Origin of the sequence: Rouxiella sp. S1S-2, assembly GCF_009208105.1 — a bacterium.
GTDB lineage: Bacteria > Pseudomonadota > Gammaproteobacteria > Enterobacterales > Enterobacteriaceae > Rouxiella.
Map to the genome: position 1 here is coordinate 327,165 of NZ_WFKL01000001.1, position 16,528 is coordinate 343,692.

General features: G+C 48.6%; 15 protein-coding genes and 1 pseudogene. 8 read left to right on the forward strand and 8 right to left on the reverse strand.

What is annotated here, in order from left to right:
* Positions 1-52 precede the first annotated feature (52 nt).
* Positions 53-688, forward strand: coding sequence for an acyl-homoserine-lactone synthase (locus GA565_RS01525; RefSeq protein WP_152197094.1), 636 nt, complete (start codon positions 53-55; stop codon positions 686-688).
* Here the strand turns inward: GA565_RS01525 and GA565_RS01530 are convergent.
* The gene (locus GA565_RS01530) at positions 683-1,408 is read right to left on the reverse strand and encodes a LuxR family transcriptional regulator (RefSeq protein ID WP_152197095.1); all 726 of its coding nucleotides are present in this window, start codon (positions 1,406-1,408) and stop codon (positions 683-685) included. The two genes, GA565_RS01525 and GA565_RS01530, sit on opposite strands and share 6 nt — an antisense overlap.
* Positions 1,409-1,818: 410 nt before the next feature.
* Positions 1,819-2,553 (reverse strand): LuxR family transcriptional regulator, encoded by a 735-nt coding sequence (locus GA565_RS01535; RefSeq protein WP_226950891.1) that lies wholly within the window; start codon positions 2,551-2,553, stop codon positions 1,819-1,821.
* Between the two features lie 662 nt (positions 2,554-3,215).
* On the opposite strand from GA565_RS01535, the gene GA565_RS01540 reads away from it, so the two are divergent.
* The 3 genes from GA565_RS01540 (at position 3,216) to GA565_RS01550 (ending at position 7,182) form a co-directional block, all read left to right on the forward strand.
* Positions 3,216-5,132 (forward strand): PTS mannitol transporter subunit IICBA, encoded by a 1,917-nt coding sequence (locus tag GA565_RS01540; RefSeq protein WP_152197097.1) that lies wholly within the window; start codon positions 3,216-3,218, stop codon positions 5,130-5,132.
* Between the two features lie 155 nt (positions 5,133-5,287).
* Complete coding sequence (gene mtlD / locus GA565_RS01545) at positions 5,288-6,436, forward strand: mannitol-1-phosphate 5-dehydrogenase (protein WP_152197098.1); 1,149 nt, start codon at positions 5,288-5,290, stop codon at positions 6,434-6,436.
* A gap of 197 nt (positions 6,437-6,633) precedes the next feature.
* Positions 6,634-7,182, forward strand: a complete 549-nt coding sequence (locus GA565_RS01550) for an MltR family transcriptional regulator (protein WP_152197099.1) — start codon at positions 6,634-6,636, stop codon at positions 7,180-7,182.
* A 13-nt stretch (positions 7,183-7,195) separates the two neighbouring features.
* Here the strand turns inward: GA565_RS01550 and GA565_RS01555 are convergent, their stop codons facing one another.
* Positions 7,196-7,627: a hypothetical protein gene (locus tag GA565_RS01555; protein ID WP_152197100.1), complete on the reverse strand. Its 432-nt coding sequence runs from the start codon at positions 7,625-7,627 to the stop codon at positions 7,196-7,198.
* Between the two features lie 93 nt (positions 7,628-7,720).
* Positions 7,721-8,332: a LysE family translocator gene (locus GA565_RS01560; RefSeq protein WP_152197101.1), complete on the reverse strand. Its 612-nt coding sequence runs from the start codon at positions 8,330-8,332 to the stop codon at positions 7,721-7,723.
* 161 nt (positions 8,333-8,493) lie between these two features.
* Between GA565_RS01560 and GA565_RS01565 the strand changes: the two genes are divergently transcribed.
* The gene (locus tag GA565_RS01565; RefSeq protein ID WP_152197102.1) at positions 8,494-10,005 is read left to right on the forward strand and encodes a PLP-dependent aminotransferase family protein; all 1,512 of its coding nucleotides are present in this window, start codon (positions 8,494-8,496) and stop codon (positions 10,003-10,005) included.
* Positions 10,006-10,095: 90 nt separating this feature from the next.
* Positions 10,096-10,455 (forward strand): YibL family ribosome-associated protein, encoded by a 360-nt coding sequence (locus GA565_RS01570; protein ID WP_152197103.1) that lies wholly within the window; start codon positions 10,096-10,098, stop codon positions 10,453-10,455.
* 100 nt (positions 10,456-10,555) lie between these two features.
* On the opposite strand, the gene sodA is transcribed toward GA565_RS01570, so the two are convergent.
* Positions 10,556-11,176, reverse strand: coding sequence for a superoxide dismutase [Mn] (sodA, locus tag GA565_RS01575; RefSeq protein ID WP_055775629.1), 621 nt, complete (start codon positions 11,174-11,176; stop codon positions 10,556-10,558).
* A 272-nt stretch (positions 11,177-11,448) separates the two neighbouring features.
* Positions 11,449-12,216, reverse strand: a pseudogene (gene fdhD / locus GA565_RS01580) (formate dehydrogenase accessory sulfurtransferase FdhD); the annotation flags it as partial.
* 239 nt (positions 12,217-12,455) lie between these two features.
* On the opposite strand from fdhD, the gene GA565_RS01585 reads away from it, so the two are divergent.
* Positions 12,456-13,064, forward strand: a complete 609-nt coding sequence (locus GA565_RS01585) for a glutathione S-transferase (protein ID WP_152197105.1) — start codon at positions 12,456-12,458, stop codon at positions 13,062-13,064.
* 61 nt (positions 13,065-13,125) lie between these two features.
* On the opposite strand, the gene GA565_RS01590 is transcribed toward GA565_RS01585, so the two are convergent.
* Positions 13,126-14,361, reverse strand: a complete 1,236-nt coding sequence (locus GA565_RS01590) for an MFS transporter (protein WP_152197106.1) — start codon at positions 14,359-14,361, stop codon at positions 13,126-13,128.
* A 247-nt stretch (positions 14,362-14,608) separates the two neighbouring features.
* Here GA565_RS01590 and GA565_RS01595 point away from each other — a divergent pair, with 247 nt between their 5' ends.
* A complete protein-coding gene (locus tag GA565_RS01595; protein ID WP_152197107.1) occupies positions 14,609-15,604 on the forward strand; it encodes an acyltransferase in 996 nt (331 codons plus the stop codon).
* 2 nt (positions 15,605-15,606) lie between these two features.
* Here GA565_RS01595 and GA565_RS01600 read toward each other — a convergent pair whose 3' ends face one another.
* The gene (locus GA565_RS01600) at positions 15,607-16,527 is read right to left on the reverse strand and encodes a GlxA family transcriptional regulator (RefSeq protein ID WP_152197108.1); all 921 of its coding nucleotides are present in this window, start codon (positions 16,525-16,527) and stop codon (positions 15,607-15,609) included.
* Position 16,528 lies beyond the last annotated feature (1 nt).

The window sequence follows — 16,528 nt, forward strand, 5'->3', positions numbered from 1 at the left end:
TATTCTCCTCGGGAAACTATAATATAGTCGCTATGGATGGGGGCATTTAAATATGATAAAGTTTTTTAATATTAAATACAGTGAGCTATCTAAAGAAAAATCAGAAGAGATCTATTCGTTAAGGAAGACTGTTTTCAAAGACAGATTGAACTGGGCAGTATCATGCACGGGTAACCTAGAGTTTGACCAATACGACACGCCCAATACGACCTATATAGTGGGTGTATATAACAATGTAGTGTTGTGTAGTTTGCGATTTATTGAAACAAAATATCCAACGATGATAACCGGTACTTTTCTTCCTTACTTCAAAGAATTTAATCTCCCTGCGGGAAAATTCATCGAAGCAAGCCGATTATTCATCGATAAATCCAGACTAAAAGAGTCAGACTTATACAAAGAACCAATATGTGCAATGCTTTTTTTGGCAAAAATAAATTATGCACGCAACTATGGTTATGCAGGTATCTATGCAATAGTGAGCCATCCGATGTATTTAATTTTCAAAAAATCTGGTTGGAAAATAATTATTGTTGAAAAAGGAATCTCTGAGAAAAAAGAGAAAGTATACTTAATCTTTATGCCCGTAGATGAAGACAATCAAAAGCTGTTAGTTAACCGAATCTTTAGAACGACAACAAGCACATGCAAGGATTTAATTTCTTGGCCACTCGTTTTTAATTTATAATATTATTGGATAAATAAGCTGTAATTCAGTTGCTATTCTTATGCCTTGCCGTATGTTGCTCACTCCAAGTTTCTTTAATGCATTACCGGTATGAAATTTTACCGTTGACAATTTGATATCGAGAATAGTGGCAATCTCGTTATAAGTCTTCCCTAAACTGGCAAAGTATAGAACTTCATTCTCTCGCTTGGAAAATACGGCTTTCTTATTTTTATCATCGGACAAACTCATTTCGCTATAAAGCGAAATGAGTTTGTCATGTACCGTAAGTAAGAGCATTTGCAACTGATCTTTATGACTCTCAATTTTGACTTCGACGTCATTTTTACAATATTCATCGGTCATTAAAGAAAGAACACCGACATTGTTTTTATGGTCGTGGACTATAAAACTATACCCACTAATTATATTGTAATCTTTAGCCATGTTGAAAATTTTTGGTAAACGAAGGCCTGAATTAATCATGATGTTTTCATCCCATGAGAAAGGAATAATTCTATTAGTTGCTGTAATAAGAACGGGATCACTCAACTGATATTTATTCTTTGTATAATGTTCAAACCAGTCATCTTTGTTTGTTATAATTGTAATGTCTGTGGGGTTCTTTTTATTCATAACAGCATAGGCATATTTTATTTCTTCAAACCCTCTAAGTTTTTTATCAATAAAATTTTTAATGATTAGGTTTATATTTTCATTTTTATAAAATAGATCATTCATTTTTCAGTCCATAACTATGTTAATGATTGTAGTAGTTTACTCGAAATCTAAAGAATAGCTTGATTTTTTTCTACAGTACCCTATGCAAAACAAGCCAGTCGTTTGGTTGAGTTTACTTTATTTGTTATAATAACTCGCTTATACATTGAGATTTAACGTTATTAAAACTAGTAGTATGGCTAGTTGATTTCATTACCTCGATAGTAACCGATTAATAAATAAAGTTATTTGAAAGAGGGCAATATATGATTGCCATGAATAAATAAGAAGCCCTATTTGCTTGGTGAGGTGAGGTAATGTTTATTCAGAATTAAGTCTTTGTATTAAGTTTAATCACCATGTCAAAAAATATTATAAAATAGATGCTATTCGTAATAAAAATGTTACATTAGCAGCAATATTATTAGTTTTTATGGGGTGATTTTATAAAGGTTTAATTCAGTACTTACTCTTACTGCTTGCTTAGTATTTCTAACGTGAAGTTTTCTCATAATATTCCCCGAATGAAATTTTACAGTAGTCAACTTTATTTTCATGACAAGAGATATCTGCTGATATGTTTTACCCATATTTATATAATAAAGAACCTCACTCTCTCTTTTAGAGAGCAGATCATTTTTTTTGGTCTCATTGAAGTTTTTTATACAATTGTTGTCAATATATAAAGATGTAATTTTTTGATGTATTACGGTGAGTAGCATTTGAATACTATTTTTGTTTCTATGGAGATAATATTCGATGCTCATTTTATTACTTTCGTCAATGATAATGGATAGACTGACTAAGTTATCTTTACTATCGTGAACCACGAAAGTATAGCCATCTCTAATTTCATATTTTTTTGAGACATCAAATATATTTAATTTCGAATGATTTTTAAGATCATCACTCCATGAAAAAGGAAGAATACGATTTAGCGCAAAAGTAACCACGGGGTCGATATATTGGTAATTATTATCTTTATATATTTTAACCCATTCATCAGGGTAATTTGTTATTGCGAAATATTCAGAAGGGTTCTTCTTATTCATAACCGTATAAGCATATTTTAGACAAATCGATCGACTCAGTCGTCGTTTCAAAAAACTTTCGATTGTCTCATTGATAGCCACATTATTATAAACTGAGTTTGATACGATACTCACGATGATTTCCATTTTTGAGACAACACTGTAAGGTATTCTAATGACTTATTATTAAGATAATACCTTATATTAACCTTATCAGATTGCTTGATCGCCCCATTGAGCGATTTATACTAAATGGCCCTGCCTATTTTCTCGAATCATTTTCCCGTATTTTATCCTTGTTCTCTTTCTCCTCATTTTCGAAGCCGATTTTGTCAGGTTCTCCATCACTGACCCGTAATTTTATTTCACGTTCAATCCACTGGTGCCTTCCCAAACTCCATCGTTACCCTTGCTGTTGTCTTTTTAAGCAAAATTTCAGTCACAATGCAAAAATAAATTGTGATAAACATCACGCTTTTGAGATAAACCTTGACTGAAAAATAGTGATATTGATCACAAATACTTTACCAGTGTGCTTAATTTTTGCTCTTTGTGCTTAAGTTACAGGGCTTTTGTGTGATCTAGATCACCATAACGCGGGGTGGTTGGGGGGGTAGGCTGTGATCGCTATCACGAGTCTAGGCCGCTCTACGCGTGGTCATAATGACGTGCTAGAGTTCGCCTTGCAGACAGCAATTCGACGGACTCCCATCACTTTATGGGTAAATATACCGTCCCAATAATTACCACGTATAACGCGCTCTTATTGTTAGCGCGTATCAATAGGGGTGTGTTTTATGCTTTCACCAGACGTTAAGGTTGGAGTTCAAAACTTCGGCCGTTTCCTGAGTAACATGGTAATGCCTAACATTGGGGCATTTATCGCTTGGGGTATTATCACCGCACTGTTTATTCCAACAGGTTGGATCCCTAACGCGACCTTGGCCAAGCTGGTCGGGCCGATGATTACCTATCTATTGCCACTGCTTATCGGCTTTACCGGTGGGCGTCTGGTTGGCGGCGACCGCGGTGGCGTGGTCGGGGCAATCACCACCATGGGCGTCATCGTTGGTGCGGATATGCCGATGTTCCTCGGCGCAATGATTGCCGGTCCTTTGGGCGGCTGGTGTATTAAACGCTTTGACCGCTGGGTAGATGGCAAGATCAAAAGCGGCTTTGAGATGCTGGTTAACAACTTCTCGGCCGGTATTATCGGCATGCTGCTGGCCGTGCTCTCCTTCTTGGCGATTGGACCGTTAGTCGAAGCGCTTTCCAAGCTGCTGGCTGCTGGCGTGCATATTATGGTTATTCATAACCTGCTGCCGCTGGCCTCTATCTTCGTTGAACCGGCAAAAATCCTGTTCCTGAACAATGCGATTAACCACGGCATCTTCTCGCCGCTTGGGATCCAACAGGCAACCGAAGCCGGTAAATCTATCTTCTTCCTGATTGAAGCTAACCCAGGCCCGGGCATGGGCGTGCTGATTGCTTATATGGTCTTCGGCCGCGGCAGCGCCAAACAGTCAGCGGGCGGTGCGGCAATTATCCACTTCCTGGGCGGTATTCACGAAATTTACTTCCCATACGTGTTGATGAACCCTCGTCTGCTGTTGGCCGTTATTCTCGGCGGTATGACCGGCGTGTTCACGCTGACCGTGCTGAACGGTGGTCTGGTATCACCGGCTTCACCGGGTTCAATCATTGCCGTTCTGGCGATGACGCCAAAAGGTGCCTACTTCGCTAACATCTCAGCGATTGTTGCAGCGTTCCTGGTCTCCTTCGTGGTCTCGGCTATCTTGCTGAAAAGCTCGAAAGTGAAAGACGAAGACGAGCTGGAAGAAGCAACACGTCGCGTGCAAGACATGAAAGCGCAGTCTAAAGGCGGCAAACCCGGTACTGCGACCGGCGTTGCTGGCGACCTGTCAACCGTGCGTAAAATCATCGTGGCCTGTGATGCGGGTATGGGCTCAAGCGCCATGGGTGCGGGTGTGCTGCGTAAAAAAGTGCAGGACGCTGGGCTGACCAATATTTCGGTCACCAACACGGCGATTAACAATCTGCCGGACGATGTGGACCTGGTGATTACTCACCGCGATCTCACCGAACGTGCGTTGCGTCAGGTTCCTCACGCGCAGCACATTTCGCTGACCAACTTCCTCGACAGCGGCCTCTATACCGATCTGGTTGCTCGTTTGGTTGAAGTTAATAAAACCAGCGAATACAAAGAGAAAGTAAATACTACGCTCAATGACAGTCTGGTCAGTGATGCGGACAACGCTAACCTGTTTCGCATGAGTCCGGAAAATATCTTCCTCGGTCTGACCGCGGCCAATAAAGAGCAGGCGATTCGCTTTGCCGGTGAGCAACTGGTGAAAGGCGGCTACGTCCAACCCGAATATGTAGAAGCTATGCTGGCGCGTGAACAGCTGACTTCTACTTATCTCGGCGAGTCGATTGCGGTGCCGCACGGCACCATCGAAGCTAAAGATCGCGTACTGAAAACCGGTATCGTATTCTGCCAGTATCCGGCAGGTATCCGCTGGGGCGAAGATGAAGATGATTCTGCCCGTCTGGTTATCGGTATTGCAGCCCGCAATAACGAGCACATCAACGTGATCACCAAACTGACCACGGCGCTCGACGAAGATGGCGTTATTGACCGTCTGGCGAACACAAATAGTGTTGAAGAAGTGCTCCAGATCATTCGCGGATAAAATCGATTGATTGATAATCTTCGGGTTGTCGATAGTTATACAAATTGAGAACGTCACTAACCGGGTCTGTCATATCCAACGTTTGGGTAGCAGACCCGGTTGTTGATTCGAAGCCCAGAGCTTCCTGGTTCTTGTCACCGTTTTAGGGAGTTATCATGAAAGCTTTACACTTTGGTGCAGGTAACATTGGCCGTGGATTTATTGGCAAACTGCTTGCCGATGCAAAAATTGAATTAACCTTTGCCGATGTTAGCCCTGTTCTGCTGGATGCGCTTAACAGCCGTAAAGGCTATGACGTGCACGTGGTTGGAGAGCAGGCGACCGTTGAGCCTGTCAGCAATGTCAGTGCGGTAAACAGTGCCGGTCAGGACGCGATTAACCTGATTGCTCAGGTTGACCTGGTGACCACCGCCGTTGGCCCAACCGTTCTTGAAAAAATTGCGCCGAATGTGGCTAAAGGTTTAGTGCTGCGCCATCAGCAAGGCATTGAAAGCCCGCTGAATATTATTGCTTGTGAAAACATGGTGCGCGGTACCAGCCAGTTTAAACAGCATGTGTTCAACGCGCTGCCGGAAGACGAAAAAGCCTGGGTTGAGGCTCACGTCGGTTTCGTGGATTCCGCAGTCGATCGCATTGTGCCCCCCGCTGCGGCAGGCACCACCGATCCCCTCGAAGTCACTGTTGAAACATTCAGCGAATGGATTGTTGATAAAACGCAATTCAAAGGTCCGCTGCCTGATATCAAAGGCATGGAGTTGACCGACAATCTTATGGCCTTCGTTGAGCGTAAACTCTTTACCCTCAACACCGGCCACGCCATCACCGCTTATCTGGGGCAACAGGCGGGCCACGCGACGATCCGTGACGCCATTCTTGACCCTAAAGTGCGTGACGTGGTGAAAGGTGCGATGGAAGAGAGCGGCGCTGTGCTCATTAAGCGCTACGGTTTTGACGCAGAAAAGCACGCTGCCTACATCAACAAAATTCTTTCTCGTTTTGAAAATCCATACCTGCACGACGATGTCGAGCGCGTAGGCCGCCAGCCGCTGCGCAAGCTGAGCGCCGGTGATCGTTTGGTAAAACCGCTGCTGGGCACCGAAGAATACGCACTGCCTCATGCCAATCTGGTGGTCGGTATTGCCGCCGCGATGCGCTATCGCAGCGAGCAGGACCCTCAGGCCCAAGAACTGGTAGAGCTGCTGAACACGCTAGGACCGAAAGCCGCGCTGGCGCAGATTTCTGGTCTGCCTGCCGACGGTGAAGTGGTTGCTCAGGCGGTTAGCGCTTATGAGAAAATGCACTAACGGGCGCATCAACGTCGAACCCAAAGGCACTGCAGTGGCAACGAGCAAAGAACGTGAATGCCGCTTATGGGCGTCGGGTTAACCCAACACCAGGTAAAGAAAGGTTCGCCGGACGCAATATTCGCCGTCCGGCAAACCTCTATCAAGGATGACGCCGTGGGCGTTGAAAGACTCACTTAACATCGTGAATAGCGACCATGGAAAAAGCACAGGCGTTTGAGAACCGGGTATTGGAAAAATTGAATGCGGGTAAAACTGTACGAAGTTTTCTTATGACCGCTGTGGAGTTGTTGGCCGAAGCGCTAGATATTCTGGTGGTTCAGGTCTTTCGCAAAGATGATTATGCGGTGAAATACGCTGTAGAACCGTTGCTAACCGGCAACGGACCCTTGGGCGATTTGGCTGTGCGGCTGAAGCTGATTTATGCGCTTGGCGTGATTAGTCGCAATGAGTATGAAGACGCTGAATTGCTGATGGCTCTGAGAGAAGAGCTAAATTACGACGGCAACGAATACCGTTTTACCGATGATGAAATACTTGGACCCTTTGGGGAGCTGCACTGCGTGGCTTTGCTGCCGCCTGCGCCGACCTTCCTCAAGCCTGGCGAAGCTGATGACTCATTAATCGCTATGCAGCGCCAGCGCTATCAGCAAATTGTGCGTTCGACCATGGTACTTTCCATCACCGGCCTGATTGCGCACATTAGCAATCAACAGCCCTCCCGCCTTTCCCCTGTCAAACGTTAAGCTTCGGGCGCGCTTATTGGCGCCAGAATTTACGCGCACCAAGCAATAAAAGCAGAGAGGCAATCATCGAAGAGAGATAAATCTTGGTCGCGGGAAAATCGTCAACGCGCAATGCTACACCGTCAGCGACCGAATCTCTCAGGCCACGACTGTAGAGTGAAACGAAAATAAACAGGAATACGGCGTTGATAATCAACGACAGCATTTGAAAAAAACTGTCCTGCTTTAAGGTTAACGGTTTGACTTTATCAAATAAGAAATACGAGACCATAAAGTAAATAACGTACTCTACGGCGAGCGTTAGCGGCAGAATAATAAAGGCTCTTAAATCAATAATCGCCCCTTGATGGTCACCCAGATATTGTGAGACGAGAATATCCAGTGAAAAATAACCAAACAGCGCGAACACAAAAGCGAAGCCAACCAGAAAATAAGCCTTAACCATTTTAATTCTCTAAAATTTTCAGCTTATCATCAGGTTATTTATTATAACCTGATGATAACAGGTATTTTAAAGTACTAAAAAAGCCACGCGCATTCAATGAGTCACGACATTTTTTAGCTCATCCACAATCAGCCACAGCGCGGTCAGTGCCATCAATCCTGCCATCACGGTATTAAACGCCTTGAGCTTCCATTCTACCTGCAGGGCCTTGCGAAGGCGGTCACCCATCATCGCCCAAATCAACACGCACGGGAAATTCAGCACGGCAAAACCGATACAGTTCGCCAGCGTGTGGTGAAGCATATTGCCCGATGGCGGCGTGAACAGAATGGCCACGTTGGTTGCCATCAGCCAGGCTTTTGGATTTATCACCTGAAACAGCGCGCCATTTATCAGTCGCATAGGGCGCTGCTCGGCCTTGTTCTGCGGCATTGATGAACGGAATATTTTCCACGACAGCCAAAATAGATAGCTGCAGCCAATAACCGCCATCGGAAGGCGAATAACGGTCATCCAGCTCAGCAGAACGGCTAATAAAGACGTGGTTAACGCGCATTGGATTGCACAGCCCAGCGTGATCCCCATAGTCATTGGCAGCGTTTTTCGCAGGCCAAAATTAACGCCGGAAGAGGCTAGCAGCAGATTATTAGGGCCCGGTGTAATAGACATCACGGTAACGTAACTCACAAAAGCAGTATCCAGCATCGGGTATTCCTTATAAAAATGCGCTCTGCGCCGGCAGGGCTGATGAGTGATTAGCATAAGGGGATAAACAGTTAGGTTACAGAACCAGATATAGGCTATTGTTAGGGTTACAGTAGGTTAAAAGATAAACTGTACCCATATCACTGGCGGGAACTGACACCATGACTGATTTACTCTCCGAAACCTTTGACCCCATCCTCCCGGACGATGCCGATGCGCCGGCTGAAACCCGTTATAACCAACTGGCAGATCAAATGGCCGAAGCTATTCGCCGGGGTACGTTGTTGCCCGGTAGCCGCCTTCCGTCCGTGAGGCGCAGCGCCGAGATGCATCAGGTCAGCATCAATACCGTGGTGGCGGCTTACCGCCGTCTGGAAGATCGCGGGTTGATTGATGCGCGGCCACAGTCTGGTTTTTACGTCAGCAGCGCGCTGCCGGTGCTGGTGAGCAGGGTCGAGGAACATTCGCCCGCCGCCGAGCCTGCCGATGAAGTGCTGGCGCTTATCGACAAGGTGTTCGCCGCGCAGACCAATCCCGCCTACACCAATATCTCGCTTGCCTGTCCGCAGACCAGCGATTTCTATCCCGGCGGCAAGCTGGGGCGCATTATGTCTTCACTGCTCCGCCGCCAGCCGCAGCTCATCGGTCAGTACGCGCTGCCGCCGGGAAACTTGCACCTGCGTCAGCAAATTGCCCGCCGTGCGATGGCGTTAGGCATGATCCTTGAACCTACGGACATCACCCTGACGCACGGCTGCATGGAGGCGCTGCAGCTGGCGCTACGTGTGACGACCAAGCCCGGTGACAGCGTGGGGTTGGAGACGCCGACCTATTTTTATCTCCTGCCGCTGCTCGCCAGTCTGGGATTAAAAGCGGTGGAAATTCCTACCGATCCTCAGGACGGCCTGTCACTCGATGCGCTTGAATTGATGCTGAGTGAAAAACGTCTCAATGCGGTCATTGCCATGCCAACGGCGCAGAATCCGATGGGGTTCACTATGCCGCTGGCGGCTAAAAAACGCCTGGCGCGCCTGATGAACGATCACCAGGTGCCGTTGATTGAAGACGGACTGTATTCGGAGATTCAGTTCGGGCCGACGCTGTCGCCGGCGGTAAAATCTTTTGATAAAAAAGGCTGGGTGCTATTTTGTACCAGCTTTACCAAGACGCTGGCGCCTGATTTTCGCATTGGTTGGATTGCCGGTGGGCGATTCGCCGAAAAACTACGCCATCTCAAAGCCGTATCTTCAATGGCGGAGTCAGCGCTGTTGTCAGAGACACTGGCGGTGTTTCTAGAGTCTGGCGGGTTTGATCATCATCTCCGCACACTGAGAAGGCGCTACGCCGCACAGGTTGATGAGGCTAAATCACTGATCTTGAGATATTTCCCTCAAGGAACCCGCGCGACGCAGCCAAAAGGGGGCTTCGTTTTCTGGGTCGATTTTCCGGCAGAAGTCGATACGGTAAAATTGTTTGACTTGCTGCTTGAAGAAAAAATCTGCATGACGCCAGGCACGCTATACTCGCCAAGTGGCCGTTATCGCAATGCGTTGCGGCTTTCCTGCTGTTATCCGTTCAATGCGCGCTATACCGAAGCCTTGGCGAGAGTGGGGCGAAGAGCCTGCGAGATGAGTGGATTACCGCCTGGTATCGTTACACAGGCTGCCGAATAGCCTACTTCCTGTTACACTACGGGCTGAATTTAATTTTTCGCCGTCCTGCCCCGCAATATCGCGGCGCCTGATGGCATATGGGTTAGCGAAATGATCGAAAAAGAAAAAGCAGAGATTAAGCGTCTGAGCGATATGCTCGACGCCCTGAATCACAAAGATGCTACCGTTATTCAGCAAGGCGTTACCGAGCTGATTGACCAGCATATGAAAGAAAAAGAGAAATTGGCCGCTGAAATCGAGCGTCTGCGCGGTGTGCGTGAAGTGAAGCTGAGCGCAGAAGCGCAAAAGCTTTCAAAAATGTTCAGCCGTGAAATTACCAAGAAAGAGCAGGCCGATATGGGCACGCTAAAGAAAGCGGTTCGCGGTATCGTGGTGGTACACCCGATGACTGCGCTTGGCCGCGAAATGGGTCTTAAAGCGGTAACGGGTTTCTCGAAAAAAGAGTTCTGATCCAACCTTTAGACATTAAAAAAACCGACGAAGTCAGCTTCGTCGGTTTTTTATTGGATCTTTTGCGGATTTTATCAGAGACAAAATCCGCAAACGGCCATTACTTCGCAGCTGCGAAGTTTGCTGCCGCCACGTCCCAGTCGATTACATCCCAGAATGCTTTGATGTAGTCAGGGCGTTTGTTCTGATATTTCAGGTAGTAAGCGTGTTCCCAAACGTCCAGGCCCGCGATTGGTGTGCCTGAAACGCCAGAAACAGCTTCGCCCATCAATGGGCTGTCCTGGTTAGCAGTAGAAACTACTGCCAGTTTGCCGTCTTTTTTGACCAGCCACGCCCAGCCAGAACCAAAACGCGTGGTTGCCGCTTTTTCAAAGGCTTCTTTGAAAGCTTCAACGCTGCCGAAATCACTTTCGATAGCGGCTTTCAGTTCGCCCTGCAGGGTGGTGCCTTTTTTCAGGCCTTTCCAGAAGAAGCTGTGGTTAGCGTGGCCGCCGGCGTTGTTACGCAGGGCAACTTTCTTGTCAGCAGGCACTTTATCGAGGTTGGCAATCAGCTCTTCAACAGACAGTTTTGCCAGCTCTGGCAGGCTTTCCAGCGCCGCGTTGGCGTTGTTTACGTAGGCCTGGTGGTGTTTGCTGTGATGGATTTCCATCGTTTCTTTGTCGAAGTGCGGCTCAAGTGCATCGTACGCGTAAGGCAGGGATGGTAGTGAATAACTCATGTTCATCAGCTCCATTATTGTTGGGCAGTGCAGAGTAATATGAGCACCGCGTAATCAGTCGGATCATTATAGTTAATAAATTGATATTGAAAATGATTATCTATGCTCCGCACTTTGTGTGGGTATTATGCGGCCCGCGTTATCCGTGGCTTAGAGCAAGTTAAACTATTCAAAAGGGAAATTCGTCTAAGGACCAATGCCCCAATCGGCGATGAATCAGCCCTAAATTAACCACAAAGTTATTGCCGTTGTGTGGCAGGGAAAGCTTAATTTTACTCAACCAATCGCTGAGGATGACTATAAACCGTGGCTCGTCCCGTTTTGCTGAAGCCCACCAGTGTTAAATTACAGCGTTCGGCGACGTCAACCGCCAGTGAGGTCGCCGCCGAAACGGCGAACAGGATTTCGATGCCGCACATGGCGGTTTTCTGCACCATTTCATAGCTGGCACGACTGGAAACCAGCGCCGCACCGGCCTGCCAATGCGGCTGCCGCGCCTTGATGCCGAGCATTTTATCCAACGCCACGTGACGTCCTACGTCTTCACAGCCACCGAGTAACTCACCTTGCGTACTGATCCAGGCGGCGGCGTGAGTACAGCCAGTCAGTTGGCCAATAGGTTGCACCGAGTTCAACTGCGTCAGCGCACGGTCGAGATGATTGAGCGAAAAAGTCTGCGTAAAGGGCAGCGGAGCCAGCGGGCGGAACAAATCGCCAAGCTGTTCTATGCCGCAAACGCCGCAGCCGGTTCGACCGGCCATCGCCCTGCGTCGTTCTTTTAAACCGGCAAAACGTCGGCTCGACAGCTCGATATTGACCTCAATTCCGTTACAGTTGGGCGCCGCGTCGAGGCCATAAATGTCGCTCACTGACTCAATAATGCCCTCTGAGAGTGAAAAGCCCACCGCAAACGCCTCCAGGTCTTTCGGCGATGCCATCATAACGACGTGTGAAATTCCGTTATAAACCAAGGCTATTGGAACTTCTTCCGCCACCCAATCCGGCTGGCTTTCGTCCAGGCGGCGGCGCTGAATCACCTGGCGCTGCTGGAGGCCAATCTGGTTTTCCTGCTCGGATAAAGGGGAATTAAGTGGGCTATTCAAGGTATTTTTCCGTTTACGTAATATTCGATTCTGACTGTTCACTAGCGTAGACCTAACCCTGTTGAAATTGAATCTCAATCTGTGCGAATGGCTGGTAAAAGTCTTCCCGACTGCTAATTTTAAGGAGGGTGGACGGCTTTTTTACAGCTTTCCCGGACTTTGATAAGGAGGGTTTAATGAAGTTGATCGGCAGCTATACCAGTCCTTATGTGCGCAAAATTTCGGTGATGCTGATTGAGAAAGGAATTTCGTTTGAATTCATCAACGATCCGCCGACCTCGGAGGGCAGTAAAGTCACGAGTTTCAATCCATTGGGAAAAGTGCCAGCGCTGGTTACCGACGAAGGCGAGGTGTTTTATGATTCACCCATTATTGTGCAATATGTTGAGTTAATGGGGGTTTCTCCGACGTTACTGCCATGGGAGCCGCTGGACGCGCTGCGGGTGAAACAAGTAGAAGCGCTGGCCGACGGGGTGACAGATGCTGCCGTCGCGCTGGTATTGGAAAACCGACGCGATGCGGCGCATAGAAACGAAGAGTGGATTATTCGCCAGCGAGGTAAGGTGCTGCGCGGCCTTGATCAATTAGAAATGTATGCCCGTGAGCGCAAATGGCTCAACGGTGAAAGCCTTAACGTCGCCGACATCAGCGTAGCCTGCACGTTGGGTTATCTTAACTTTAGGCGTATTGCGCCGGGGTGGTGCGTAGAGCGCCCGACGCTAATAAAACTGGTAGAGCGACTTTTTCAGCGCGAAAGCTTCGCCCGAACTGCACCACCTCAATAGCTTTAGCCCCTTTCCCCACTTTTTAGTGGGGAAAGGGTGGGAGGGTGGAGCCATCGGTTCATTACGCCGCTGCACCTTCCACCACAGGCTTACGATGGCGAATAAACACCGTGACCAGCGACAGCCAAAGCAGGCCGCTTATTAGATTGAACAGGTTAAACATCCCGCTTCCACCGCTGAGATAAGCCACCTTTGCCAGCTCGATGCCAAGGGTAAATACCAGCATGCTGATCATTCCCATCGCGGCCGAAACCGTGCCTTTACTCATGTCGCTTGAGAACAGTGTCAGGCGATATAAGCCGGCGTTGGCGATACCGATGCCAAAGGCATACAGGCTGAGACCCGCCGCCATCCACAGGTAGGCGTGTCCGGACAGGAAAGTCGCTAAGGCGGCGACCAGCAGACCTAACACCATCGGTGCTGCGCCAAGCTTAATCAGGCTTTCAACGCTGCGTTTGCCGGTTAATTTTGCCAACGTCAGGTTACCCAAGATAAGTGCGCCAAATACCGGCACCTGCAGCAGCCCGTAATCAAACGCCGAAAGGCCTTCACCGCTGATAAGTATCACCGGAGATTGTGCAATCCACGCCAGCAGTGGCAGGCTGGCAAAACCAATCGCCAGTGAACCGCAGATAAACGGCCGGTTCTTCAGCACAATTTTGTAATCGTGAAGCAGGCTTTTTACTGAAAACTGCTCGCCAATACGTGACGCCGTTTCCGGCATGGCTTTATTCAGGCCCCAAAAAGCAATGCTTGCCAGCAGCGCGAAAATCACAAACATTACCTGCCAAGGCGCGAATTGAATCATTGCCGCACCGGCCAGCGGCCCGAGCAGCGGGGCTGCCAGCGCCACGTTGGCCATCAGCGCGGTGATACGAATGCACACGGACTCTTCGAAAGACTCCTGTATGGTCGCGTAACCTACTGCACCGATAAAGCATAGGCTGATACCCTGAAAGAAGCGGATTGCCATAAATTGTTCTATTGTTTGGGCGAATAGAATAGCCAAACAGCTGAGGACGAAAAATGCCACGCCGGCTAGCATCACTGGACGACGGCCACGGCGGTCTGACAACGGGCCAAGCAGCCATTGCAGGAACATACCGCCAGCCAAATAGGCGGTCATTGAGGTCGGCACCCACTCTTCGCTGGCGTTAAAGTTGGCAACTACCGCCAACATGCCGGGTTGAATCATATCGTTAGCGATATAAGTCGCGAATTCAAACAGCACCATACACAGAGGAAACAGAAGCGCCTGCCGACCCAGAAGGGACGCAGTATTCGGAGAATTATGCATAATCATTTCACATAAAAAAGTGCTAATTTACTGATTATTAGCAAGAAAAAGGGAACTATCCGGGCGGGTAACGCAAGCGGAGTCAGTAATAGCGCACATTCTGCCGATTTTATGAGCAAATGGCAACGATCTTTCTGTTGTTAAGCACATTATGAGAGTGATTGTTTAACGGCATAGAAATTAAATAGTCGATTAAGCTGCCAGAAGCAGCCATTAAATCAAAAAATATGTGAGGAAAAGGGGCGAGATGAGCCAAAAAATAGGCTGGGTAGATAACCTGCGCGCCATCGCCTGCATCATGGTGGTCATTATTCACGCCACCAGCGTTCAGGTGGTTAATTTCAGCGCCATTGGAACCACAACTTGGTGGATAGCCAATCTGCTTGATTCAGCCGCACGGCCTTCTGTACCGCTATTTTTCATGATCTCCGGTTTCCTGTTCTGGGGAGAGAAAAGTGCTCAAACACGGCATTTTATACGTATTGGCCTGTGCCTGACTTTTTATAGCGCCGTGTCGTTACTTTACATCCTGATGATGACAAAAATAGGTTTTTGGCCGTCATTGCGCCATATTCTGCAAAAACCGGTGTTTTACCATCTTTGGTTTTTCTATGCGCTGGGTTTGATTTACCTGCTTTCGCCATTTATTCAGATTAAAAAATCTCCTCCGCAAAGCCTGTTGGTCGTGGCATTGGTTTTGGGAGTGTTTGCAAACCCGCAACTTCCAGCGCTGAACTGGCAAGGTTTTCATCTGCTGCCGCTTAATTTGTATATTAGCGGCGATGCTTTTTATTACCTGCTGTATGCGTTGTTTGGCCGCGCATTGGGGTCGTTGGAGCTGGGAAGGCGCTGGCACGGCTGGGCGGCGGGGGCGATATTCCTGGCAAGCAGCGTAATGATTGCGATCGGCACTCAGCGCCAGTCACTGATAAATCAAAACTTCGCAGACACCTTTTACACCTACTGCGGGCCGCTGGTGTTTATCTCGGCCCTCTCACTGTTTGTATGGGCAAAAAAGACACTCGCGCATTGCTCATCGCGTTTTTTAGCCCTGATTTCCCAACATTCTCTGGCAATTTATGGTTTTCATGCGCTGATCATCATTGCCCTGCGCGGCCAACATCTCGACTTCCCACAGCACCCCTTGCTGAATATCGCTTACCTGTTCACCTGGGGTCTGGGAGGCGGACTATTGCTAGCGCTTGTGCTCAGCCGCATTGATCGCAGGCGTTGGGTGAGTTGAACCTACTGCGGCTGCCAACGTAGCAATGCTCTGCGCAGCTGTCGGCCGGAAGAAAATCCGGCGGCAAGAGCGGCTTTCTCCTGACCCAACCCTTGCTGGATGCGCTGTTTTGCTACCGCGATGCGCAGCTGTTCGTGATAGTCGCGCACACTGATACCTAGATGTTGGCGGAACAGGCGCGTCAGGTGCCTGCCGCTGATGTGCGCTTTGGCGGCCACGTCTTCAACCTGCCAGTCGGATTCAGGGTCGGCAGAAATGACGTTTTGCGCGCGATGAACAGCGGGATGAAGATGATTGCGATGCTGTAGCCACGGAGATAGCTGAGGGTCTTCACCACCGCGCCGAAAATAGACCACCATTTCCCGCGCGACGTCCAGCGCCGCCTGCGGCCCAAGGTGTTGAGCAATTAAATACAGCGCCAAATCGATCCCCGCCGTAATGCCTGCGCTGGTTAAAATATGTCTGTCTTCCACAAAAATACGGTTGTCCTTCACCAGCGCGGCCGGCACTCGCGCACGCAGACGGGCGATAACGTCGTGGTGAGAGGTGCACTGATAGCCGTCGAGTAGCCCGGCCATTCCCGCCAGCAAACTGCCCGAGCAGATGCATACCAGTTGCAGGCGGCCCAGCTCAATAGACTCTTTTTGCGCGCTAAGCCATTCGCGGACCTCCTGCGCCGGGGGCGTATCAAACTGGGTTTGCGAGTTGTTTACGCCTGGTACCACAACAATGCTGCCGTCGGGCAATTGCTGCGGTAACGGAGCAAGACGGCTGACCACCAGTCCGGTCGTCAGCTCAACTTCAACCAGAGGGCTGATGTAATGCAGTCTGAACTGACCGCTCAGGCGCAGCGCCTCGGCTGGACCGGTAAGGTCCAGCGCCAGTGCGCCGGGCAGTGTCACAAAGAAAACATCGCGCTGCATA

Excerpts from the sequence above, each read along its gene's own strand:
- GA565_RS01595 (WP_152197107.1), top strand. The coding sequence starts at position 14,609 with ATGAGCCAAAAAATAGGCTGGGTAGATAACCTGCGCGCCATCGCCTGC.
- GA565_RS01565 (WP_152197102.1), top strand. The coding sequence starts at position 8,494 with ATGACTGATTTACTCTCCGAAACCTTTGACCCCATCCTCCCGGACGAT.
- GA565_RS01525 (WP_152197094.1), top strand. The coding sequence starts at position 53 with ATGATAAAGTTTTTTAATATTAAATACAGTGAGCTATCTAAAGAAAAA.
- sodA (WP_055775629.1), bottom strand. The coding sequence starts at position 11,176 with ATGAGTTATTCACTACCATCCCTGCCTTACGCGTACGATGCACTTGAG.
- GA565_RS01600 (WP_152197108.1), bottom strand. The coding sequence starts at position 16,527 with ATGCAGCGCGATGTTTTCTTTGTGACACTGCCCGGCGCACTGGCGCTG.
- GA565_RS01555 (WP_152197100.1), bottom strand. The coding sequence starts at position 7,627 with ATGGTTAAGGCTTATTTTCTGGTTGGCTTCGCTTTTGTGTTCGCGCTG.
- GA565_RS01530 (WP_152197095.1), bottom strand. The coding sequence starts at position 1,408 with ATGAATGATCTATTTTATAAAAATGAAAATATAAACCTAATCATTAAA.
- GA565_RS01590 (WP_152197106.1), bottom strand. The coding sequence starts at position 14,361 with ATGCATAATTCTCCGAATACTGCGTCCCTTCTGGGTCGGCAGGCGCTT.
- GA565_RS01570 (WP_152197103.1), top strand. The coding sequence starts at position 10,096 with ATGATCGAAAAAGAAAAAGCAGAGATTAAGCGTCTGAGCGATATGCTC.
- mtlD (WP_152197098.1), top strand. The coding sequence starts at position 5,288 with ATGAAAGCTTTACACTTTGGTGCAGGTAACATTGGCCGTGGATTTATT.
- GA565_RS01540 (WP_152197097.1), top strand. The coding sequence starts at position 3,216 with ATGCTTTCACCAGACGTTAAGGTTGGAGTTCAAAACTTCGGCCGTTTC.
- GA565_RS01560 (WP_152197101.1), bottom strand. The coding sequence starts at position 8,332 with ATGCTGGATACTGCTTTTGTGAGTTACGTTACCGTGATGTCTATTACA.
- GA565_RS01550 (WP_152197099.1), top strand. The coding sequence starts at position 6,634 with ATGGAAAAAGCACAGGCGTTTGAGAACCGGGTATTGGAAAAATTGAAT.
- GA565_RS01585 (WP_152197105.1), top strand. The coding sequence starts at position 12,456 with ATGAAGTTGATCGGCAGCTATACCAGTCCTTATGTGCGCAAAATTTCG.